Consider the following 9,855-nt stretch of genomic DNA (forward strand, 5'->3'; position numbering starts at 1 on the left):
CAAGGTACTGTTCTACTTCTTTTATTAATAGTTCTGCACCTTCTGGACTTAATGTTATCTTACCGTTTGCTAATGATATGTTATGATTTGACACCTCTCCTGTTAATGCACAAACACCACCAGGCTGATACTTCTGTAAAACAATGTCTTCACCTTCAACAAAGATCTCTAATGGTGATTTTTCTTTAATACCTAGCGTATTTCTAAGTTCCTTTGGAATTACCACACGCCCTAAATCATCTACTTTTCTAGTCACTCCGGTTGCTTTCATCTAGCATCTTTCCCCATTTCATTATCAATTGTACCCAAGTTATTCTTTACTATTGTAACAAGCTTTCCCTATACATGAAAATTTAGTTTCATTTACAAAAGAACAGATAAAACAAATAGAGGATTTTTGGCACGATAACAAGATTAGTAATCGAAATGAAGCAATTCGTCAGATCGTAGACAAAGGGTTAAGTCGTAAATAATGACTACCCTTTTATTTTTCCTAAAAAACCTAAAAACGCATTTAAAGTCCGTTTCTCCCTTTGCATGCGTTTTTATAATAAATACGACTTATTATATTCATAACTTCATCAAAAACCCATACAACTAAATCTGAAGAGTCACTTTTTAGTTAGATTGATTTTTTTCAGGTATTCTTTAAACAAATGAAAAAAGAGCCGGATTTTCATCACAGCTCATGTATTAATTGGTTCTGTATGTGTACATGTGGGATATTGAGAACAACCAAAAAACTTACTTCCTGTTTTATTTGAATCACGAACCACTAAATCATGTTTACATGTTGGACATTTCCGTTCTGCAGGTGTTATCCCTTGATATACATCTTCAGCCGAATATTCGGGATTGATTTTATTAATCAATTTCTGGAGTTCTACACGATCTATTAGTTTTACATTACAAGCTTCCGCTAATTCTTTTGCTTGTCTTGTATATACACTGTTTGTTACAACCCAGCCCTCGTGTGCTTTATAATAGGCTTGTGCTGCATATATCTCCTGTACGGCACTGATGCCGACTCTATTTCTCATCCCATATCGTTTCGCCTGGATTACAATACGATTTTTTCCCTTCAATACAAGATCCGCTCCGAAATCATTTGACTGCTTTGTGACTGTTGGAGAATAACCCAACTCTCGAAAGAGAGCTTTTAGGTATACTTCGAATTGATGTCCGTCCATTTTGTCTATATAGCGAATACCGGACTTAGCCATTCGCTTTAATATTCTTCGCTCTTGGATCTTCCGGTACATAAATTTACAAATACGAAAAAGAACATAAAGGATAAAACCATACATCAAAATTTGTAATATGTTTGGCATTTCTGGTAGATTAGACACTTCTCTCCACCTCTTTAATTGGTTTTATTTTCTTTGGTTGTGCTGTTTCTTTTACCTGTTGCTCACTCACTTGTTTCTTCCGGACATCGTTCCAATCTTCTTTTTCATTCTTTGGAATATCCTCTTTAAGATCTACAAAGCATTTCATTGTCTGAATGAAGTCTTTCCCAGCCTTATCATTATCAACTGCCATTATGACCTCTTTAATATCGTGCCCTTCTTTTTTCGCATCCATTAAAGATTCAATCACTGTTTTTGACTTCAATCCATGCATAGAAACCAGGCGAGCGTTTTGGATATTATTTTGTTTAATGCTCCAATGAGATAACATGTCGATTGGATCTTCATAAAAATAAATCTTATCCGGTTTACCTACATCAACCGTAAAACCGGCATTGATTTTTTCATAATTCGGGACAATTTGCTTAAAGCTTCCTCTTTTATTCTCCATTTTGACCGTACCTTGACGGTTCATTCCAATTACTTGCCCTTTGCCTCCTTCTTCCCTCCATTTGAACACCACGTTATTTTTCTTATCCTGGGCGATGAGATCCTTTTTAATCAGCCAGTTAACTAAACGAGGATCAATTTTTCTCTCATCAATTAAGTATTGCTTGATTTCTGTTTGTTTCGGCACCTCTAAGTGTTTTGGATAACTAAAAGGCTGCTGCTCTTTTTTGCGCTCCTCTTCAGCTTTTGAACGATCAAACTCTTTGTAGTCCCCCTTCTGAATGTCCATCACGGCTTGTGGGAATGTCATGTCATAGTACATCATCGCAAAGCTAATCGCTCCATAACCTTTTTCCCCTCGACTATTCCAGGCGTACTGATTCCCTTTAATGATGAGACTGTCATGTTCCGTATGACGATAATAGTTTCCTTCTTTCTTAAACGTTTCTCCTTTTGCTTCCAGATATGAAATCAAGTCAACTTTTCTTGCTTTCATCGCATCCTCCGTACTGACATGTGCCATTACGGAATCCCCCCTTTACTCTATAAAATGAAATAAAAAAGAGGACTATTCCATTTCCTAGTCCTCTTTTACATGCATTCAATTTTTATTTGCCGAATAAGAATTTTAATCGCTTCTCCTGTACGCTGTATGATAAACGAGCGTCAAATTTCTTCCCATTTTTGTTTGAGATAAACCCTTTGATCTGGTCTGTCACATTCTTCTCTAATAACTTTTTCACATGGTTACTGCTCAGATTTTTACCAGAGAATGTACCAAAAATAATGAAGTCACAACCTTTTTTGTATTTCTCACATAAGTAGTTACTTTTCCCTACAAGAACTCTACTCTTACATAATGGACATTTACCAATGGTACGATCTTCAGTCGTTGGAAAACGGAATTTCAAACTTCCGTCCGCTTCCATATAGATAGCCGCTGTAAATTCTCCCTTTTCTCCTTGAAAGCCGTTTATAAAATCCGTTGTTTTATACTGAATTAGCTTTTTCATCTGATTACCAGGGATCGCTTTCCCTTTCATCTTGGCTGGTAACATAAAATCACATCCGTTTTTATGCTCCGTGCAACCATAAAATGTTTTACGATGAAGCATATCCCCTTTTTTACATTTTGGACATTTACCAAATGACAGCCCCTCTTGTGTTGGGAACTGAAATTTAACTTTCCCTTCATGTAACACTAGATAAGCGGAAAACTCCTTCTCATTGGACTTAAATCCTTTTAAAAGATCTGTTTTCTTATCTTCAAACAGCTTTTTCGCTTGCGCTTCCGGAATCGCTTTTTCTTTAATTTTTTTCGGTAAGGAGATTTCACATTCTGGATAATTACTGCAACCATAAAAATTACCTTTATGAAGGATTTTTCCTTTTCTACAAGGACATTTGCACACCTCAATCTGCTGATTCCAGGTATTAATAATACTATCCGACACCTTATCATCCATTGCGCCTAATTGCTCTACCGTATCCTTTACAAACGTATTTGTTTTCTCTACAAATTCCTCATATTTCATTTCTTTCTTTTCGATCATGTAGATCATCCCTTCCATTTCAGCCGTATAAGCTGGATTTTTGATTTCATCTACCGGAAAAGCATCTATAAACGCACGACCAATATTAGTGGTTCGAATCTGACTGTTGGTAACATCAATATAGCTTCGCTCTAACAGTTTCGGAATAAACGTTTCTTCCGTTGCGACTGTCCCAATCCGTTTTCCTTTCATAAGTTCTTTCAAATGTTCATCATCCAATTTACGTCCTGCCGTCTCCATAAAGGTTAAAATGGAACTTTCCGTATGAAAGGCTGGTTTCTTTGTTCGAGACTCAATCAAGTCATACTGAACGATTCTGAAAGAATCTCCTTCTCGTAAACTAGGTATCTGAAATGCTTCAACTGATCCCTCTTCTATATCCTCTTGAAACACACTTAGAAACCCTTTCTCTTGTAGGATCTTTTCTTTTGTACTGTATGTGTTGCCCTCTTGATCTATAAAATGTACTTCTCTTACCAGGTAGATTGCTGGTCTCATAAAATTCCCGATAAATCGTTTTACAATTAAGTCATATAACTGTTTTTCTAATGGATTTCGGTTGGTCCCGACATATAATTTTGTTGTTGGGATGATGGCAAAGTGACTACTGACTAATTCATCATTAAATGTAGTGTGTTTTTTTGTAATAGAAGATGGGATTACTTGTTGTACGAGATTTACATAGGCGCTTTTTTCTAATGCTCCCATTACTTCTTTCACTCGTTCCACTTGTTCTGTAGGTAAGTGCCTGGATGAAGAACGAGGATATGTGATAAAGCCTTCTTCATACAAACTCTGAATATGTTTTTTTGCTGTTTCTGCATTTATCTTCATCTTAGCGTGAGCATCTTTGTAGATATCCGTTAAGTTATATAATAATTTTGGTTTCTTTTTTCTCGTACTTTCTTTAAATTCCGTTACGATTACATTCGTTTCTTTCAAGCTATCTCCAAGCCTTTGTAGTGGCGATGGATCTATCAGTTGATCTTCTGTTTTCATTACTGGTGATAAACCGTTTTCCGTTAGTAGCTTTAAATTGTAATAGGTTTGTTCTTTATAGTTTTGGATAGCAATTTCCCTTTGACGAATTTCATTCAAGATACACATTTGAACACGACCAGAAGCCAATAAGAATTGGTTTCTTGCTAGTTTTGATGTACAACCCCTTGTAACATTAATTCCTAGAATATAATCCAGGTATTGCCTTGCTTTAGCGGATTGTGCAAGCCCATTATAGTCTGTTCCTGGTTCTAATCGGTTCAATGCTCCCTCTAATTCTGCGGCCTCATAGGAAGAGATAAAAAGACGGGATTCTCGCTTGTTCACACCTGCATGCTCAACTATCTCACGATAGATAAGCTCACCTTCTCTATCTGCATCACAGGAGTTGACCACATGTTCTACATCGGGACGATTTAACAGCTTAACTAATATTTGAATTTGTTCGAGACTATCCGATTTCTCTTTATATTCCGGCTCTAAAATAATGGGTAAGTGATCAAATTTAAATTCTTTGTATCTTTCATCCATCTCTTCTGGATGTTTTAACTCTAATAAATGCCCACGGCACCAACTAATAATGTAATTTTCATTTTCATAGTAGCCATAATACGGTTTACTACCTGGATGCTTTTGTGAGTTTCTAAATCTAGGTGATTTTAATAATTCAACAGCTACCTTCGGCTTTTCAGCAATAAATAATGTTTTTCCCATACGTAGTACCTCCTATTAATCTATAATTTCAGTTTTACGCTTCCATTTCATGTTTTTCCGCTTTTTTATCATTCTGTGACCAAATAATAGCAACATATTCAAAAAGACTGCTACAAGGAACATACAGCCCGCAAATAGCCATACATTCATGACATTCACTCCTTTCGTTCTATAAACAAGAAAGAGGGCTTTTACTTTTACTTTTACCCTCTTTCATTTTTAGATATAAAAAAATCACTCTCCGTTATCTCAATTGAGTAACAAAAAATGATTTAATCTGGTGTTCCTGCTATAAAATTTTTCATCGTTCCATTTCCATTGTTTCTCTTTTTCTACTTGATTTCTTTGTAGCCTTCGACTGTTCTACATTACCAGGCTCTGGCTCCTTGTCTTTTTCTTTATGATTCGTTTGTTTTCCGTTCAATGGCTGAATTTTTTTATCTACATCCATTTCCTTTGAAGTTGTAGACTGATTCACCGTTATTCCTTCTTTCCCAAGCTTCTCATCCACCTGGTTTTCTAATTTCACTACGTGTTCCTGGCTTACCAGCTCATTATCAATCGAAACATACTTTGTTGTATAATAACGCTCTTCAGCTTTTACACGAGTGACAATACTATCGATATTATCTGGTGTTTCTTCATATTGTGAACGTCTGTATGCTTCGTATTTCCGGCTTAAATCCTTATCTAATGTAGTTGACTCTTGTTCTTTTGAAGGTTGAATTTGTTGATCTAAGGAGGCAATAGGTGCATATCCTTCCTTTTTCATTTCTTTATACAATTCCACTTCTTTTTCATTAAACGAATGATCTTTTTGTTCCTCCGCTTTATCAACTAAGAGTCCATATCGTTCGTCTTTTACGATTTCATCCAGACTCATTTTTGCATCTTTTTCATGAATGACAAATGACAAATTTCCTCTGCCATCAAAAATAGAACTTTGAACTTTTTCATATAAATCCGGCTTCAAAATGTTATCCAAATAGACATTTTCTCGTTCTCCGTTTTTCTCCATTAAGGAAACATATAAATCGTCCCGATCTGTTTTATCTTGATTCCATACAGACAAATAATTAATATCTTTCGTAACCCCATCCATCATGTGTATTCTTGCAAGCTCTTCATCTTGTATACCGTTTGCTAATACTTCAATTGTAACTAAATGGTTGGGTGTCTCTTTCGATTTTTCTAATGGATTTTCTTGTGCTTTTTCCATAGGTATTTCTTTGTTATTTCTATGGTTCACCACCTCATCTCGTAACGCTTGTTTTACTTCATCCGATAGATACCTTTTCTCGTTTAATACTTGTTCATATGGTGTCTTGTAGTCCCCATCTCCCATATTGAAACGATCCATACTCACAAGCTCCATTCTTCCAAAATCCCTATCGACTTCTTTTGGAATGGCAATATGATAACGAGCTTGATCGTAGGGGATGGTTTGACCTCTTTCTTTAGCTTCTTCTCTTGCTTTTTCAATACTTGAAATGACTTCAGCCATTTTTTCATTGGCTTCTCCAAATGGGATCAGTTGATTATTCTTAAAAATTTCGTTGTCGCTCCATTGAACTAGCATAGTTGGTCGATTAATTTCATTCTGATTTAGTGCTGCATACTTTTCTTGATTCACCTCGTTAAATGCTTCAATAAATTCTTTATCACTCAATTTTTCTGCACCTTCTACAGGCTCAAACGCTCGATTTTTATCTGCTTGTTCTCTTAAATGGTTAACAGAAACGAGTTCTTGTGTCGTGTTACTTAAACTCATGTATTCCACCAATAAGATATTTTTTTCATCCTGTTTTTCATTTCCTTTTGCCATACTTCCCACCTCTTTTTCATTTATTTGTTGTTTTTCTTTTTCCAAACTACTTTCAATCGTTTCGATGAATTCAATGGAAGTTTCATGTACTTCTTTCAACAACTTCGTTTTATCTTTCATTTCTTTTCCTTGTGTCCAGTTCGCCAAATATCCTAGAGAATATTCACTTGTATCAATTCCGAAATAAGAAGAAACGGCATAAGCTGTCATTTCTGCTTGAAACTCTTTTTCTGGTTCTGTGTAATTCATATGTGTTTCTGCTGTATGAAGTTTGGCATGTGCCAATTCATGAAGTAACGTTTTTACATTTTGCAATTCACTGTTCCGTGGATTCAAGGCAACCTCTTTTGTTAAGGTGTAGCTAACACCCTTTGCGACACCCAGTTCTGCTTTTGGTGCAATAATTTTCACACCGTTTTTTTTCGCAACAGCTTCCATTCCTCTATACAAACTCTTGTAATCTTTTACACTTCCTTCTAGCCATCGATTCGGAAAAATACGAGGTAGATCTTCCGCTTTTGCGTTTGTTTGAGACACGTCAAACACATGGCCGACAGCAAAATATAAACGACCAGGTTTCACTTCTACACTTTTAGATTCAATTTGCTTTTTCTCTTCCTCGTTTGCCTTAGTTACTGTTTTCCAAGTGCCTTCTTTGTCTTTAAATTTTGCTATAATTCGGTTCGGAACAAGGATCTGGATTCCTTTCTCACCCTTCTTAACCGCAAACCCCTTTTCTTTCCAAAAAGAAAAGGAACCAACTGCCTTGGCTCCCTCGAATTGACTCTGTATTAATGAAATATTAGATGGTGAATAGTGATAAAATTTTGCCATAAACGATAAATAATTTTTCAAATCTCCCGGTGTACGAAAATAGCCTTCTATGCTTTTTTCCATCTTTTTTGTTAAAGCTTGCACCGCTTCTTTCTTTTCTTCCGGTGATTTCGTTTGATACTTTTTCTTATAATTTTTACTCATGACCTTCTCCCACTCTTTCACTTGCTCTTTGCAATTCCTCCATGTCTTCTTCATTCCATCTTTCCGTTGTATCAAAGAAAAGCGCATGAGTTTTTAGGTTAATCGGAACTAACATATTCTCTTGATTCATAACATGAACTGCAAGTTCTTCCTCTTGTTCTCTTGTAATTTTGATTGTTAATTCTTCCTCTTTTACAAGTAAAACGAGTTCACCTTCTCCAATTTCTTTAATAACTCCTAATGCAATATCTTCATGAAATAACAACATCCTAATAACCTCCTATTTATTTATAAAAAAGAACAATGTAGCTTATGTTACATTGTTCTTTGATGCCTCATGATCTAAACGTTTTTGTCTTAAATGGCTAATTCGTTCTTCCACAGTTTTCTTTGCCATTTTTACACTTTCCATCTCCTGTTTATCAGTCGTAATAATGCTGTCTACGCCTTCTAAAAAGAAATAACCATTTAATAACTCAATTAAAACTTGTGTATTTCGATCCGCACTATTTGCACCAAGACGAATTTTTGTTAGCTCACTTTTTAACACATCATGTAAGTTATTCGATACCACTTCCGTTATATAATTTAGTGACCATTCTGTACTTTTTGCTGCTTCATGCTCCTTGCAAATTCTTCCCATTGCTTCCCCTGTATATCGAATTCCATGTGCCTCCATATAATCCTTTATATAATCCTCTGTCTCTTGATCCATCGTTACCTGTCTTCTAATTGTACTCATTTAATAACCCCTTTCATTTTGATATGCACTCTCTTTTTGCATACGCTCATAATACTTTTGGTTCTTCCAACTTTCATATTCACTTTTAAAAGCACGTTCCACTTTCTTCATGGAATACTGAATAGATACATTCTGTTGAAATTTTTGAAATGGCTTTGATTTTTTCATATGATGGATTCTCTTTTGTTCTTTATCGTATGCCTTCATTTCTTGTAAAAAAGCGTTCCCCATTCTTTTATACAGGTCATTGATTTTATTCGTCTTATAGTTTTCATATTGCTTCTTATCATACTTTCCTTCTCCATATGCTTCTTTAAAAACTTGAACTTCTTTATCTAACTTTTGGAGAAACTGATCGTAATCTTTTTTATGATGATGTTGAATATATCGCCTGCTTAATTCATCAATTTCCGGCTTCAATGGCTGAATTGTATTGTAGCTATATTGCCACTGTCTTTTATCACTTGGTAACTGTTTATAGATTTGTAAAAACAATGGTTTCAAATGTTGATTGCGCCAATCAAAAACCGAATCCTCTTTTTTACTTCCCACCATATTGTTTCGAATCAGATCATTAATTTGTTTTTGTTCCTGCTTACGATCTAACAGATTATTTACGACTTTTCCCCTCATCGCATCCAATGTTTTGGGTTTTCTTTTTCCACGTTCTCTCGTTGGAAATGGTTCAACAGTTGCTACATGAATATGAATATTATCCGTGTTAAAATGAATGGCTGCGGACCAAGTAGAACTTTTTTCTAATCCCTCCCTTTTTTGCATTTCTTTCATCGCAAGCCGTGTCACATCCATTAACTTTTTCTCATCCAACGTCTTTGTCTTTGCATCATAAATGCCTTGTTCCTCTAGCCAAGGATTATGAAAAGAAATGACATCTTGCCACATAATACTTCCGTTTTCGTGAGCGGTTTTAAACATTTCCTTTAAGGCTTTTTTCTCACTTTCTGATAAACGGTTTGCGTGTTCCGTAAACAGCGCCGATGTCTTTTCTGGATTCCCCATGTATTCTTGATACGTTTCAAACATTTTCGGATTCAGCTTCACTTCACTTTTTGCTTCTTCCCGATCTACATACTCAATATAGTTCTGAAAGGCATCCGAACTTGGTAAGACAAATTTTGTTTTTAAAACAACACCTGGTGTGCTAGAAGATTGAACAGGAACCGCATTATTCATTTTCATCATCCTGCATCATCATTTGAATAAACTCATTCATTTTTTTCATTT

At 35.5% G+C, this 9,855-nt stretch carries 10 protein-coding genes; 1 reads left to right on the forward strand and 9 read right to left on the reverse strand.

Translation table 11 applies throughout. The annotated features are described in order from the left end of the window. Positions 1-271 (reverse strand): AbrB/MazE/SpoVT family DNA-binding domain-containing protein (locus AB3X48_RS13130; RefSeq protein WP_367959659.1); only part of this gene is annotated, 271 nt, incomplete at its 3' end. A 70-nt stretch (positions 272-341) separates the two neighbouring features. Between AB3X48_RS13130 and AB3X48_RS13135 the strand changes: the two genes are divergently transcribed. Beyond that, positions 342-473, forward strand: coding sequence for a ribbon-helix-helix domain-containing protein (locus AB3X48_RS13135; RefSeq protein ID WP_215556912.1), 132 nt, complete (start codon positions 342-344; stop codon positions 471-473). A 213-nt stretch (positions 474-686) separates the two neighbouring features. Here the strand turns inward: AB3X48_RS13135 and AB3X48_RS13140 are convergent, their stop codons facing one another. The 8 genes from AB3X48_RS13140 to mobP2 form a co-directional block, all read right to left on the reverse strand. Continuing rightward, a complete protein-coding gene (locus AB3X48_RS13140; RefSeq protein WP_016103584.1) occupies positions 687-1,349 on the reverse strand; it encodes a restriction endonuclease in 663 nt (220 codons plus the stop codon). After that, a complete protein-coding gene (locus AB3X48_RS13145) occupies positions 1,342-2,322 on the reverse strand; it encodes a DUF3991 and TOPRIM domain-containing protein (RefSeq protein ID WP_199715737.1) in 981 nt (326 codons plus the stop codon). Before AB3X48_RS13145 ends, AB3X48_RS13140 begins: the two co-directional genes overlap by 8 nt. 85 nt (positions 2,323-2,407) lie before the next feature. Next, positions 2,408-5,065, reverse strand: a complete 2,658-nt coding sequence (locus AB3X48_RS13150; RefSeq protein WP_246908435.1) for a type IA DNA topoisomerase — start codon at positions 5,063-5,065, stop codon at positions 2,408-2,410. 15 nt (positions 5,066-5,080) lie between these two features. Continuing rightward, positions 5,081-5,215: a hypothetical protein gene (locus tag AB3X48_RS13155; protein WP_002187831.1), complete on the reverse strand. Its 135-nt coding sequence runs from the start codon at positions 5,213-5,215 to the stop codon at positions 5,081-5,083. Positions 5,216-5,366: 151 nt separating this feature from the next. Then, a complete protein-coding gene (locus AB3X48_RS13160) occupies positions 5,367-7,868 on the reverse strand; it encodes an LPD25 domain-containing protein (protein ID WP_246908433.1) in 2,502 nt (833 codons plus the stop codon). Further along, positions 7,861-8,136 (reverse strand): hypothetical protein, encoded by a 276-nt coding sequence (locus AB3X48_RS13165; protein WP_016103578.1) that lies wholly within the window; start codon positions 8,134-8,136, stop codon positions 7,861-7,863. Before AB3X48_RS13165 ends, AB3X48_RS13160 begins: the two co-directional genes overlap by 8 nt. A gap of 42 nt (positions 8,137-8,178) precedes the next feature. Then, a complete protein-coding gene (locus tag AB3X48_RS13170; protein WP_016103577.1) occupies positions 8,179-8,610 on the reverse strand; it encodes a hypothetical protein in 432 nt (143 codons plus the stop codon). Then, positions 8,611-9,804, reverse strand: a complete 1,194-nt coding sequence (gene mobP2, locus AB3X48_RS13175) for a MobP2 family relaxase (RefSeq protein ID WP_199715734.1) — start codon at positions 9,802-9,804, stop codon at positions 8,611-8,613. Positions 9,805-9,855: the final 51 nt, after the last annotated feature.

This window comes from Bacillus sp. S4, assembly GCF_040838205.1.
GTDB classification, from domain to species: domain Bacteria; phylum Bacillota; class Bacilli; order Bacillales; family Bacillaceae_G; genus Bacillus_A; species Bacillus_A cereus_U.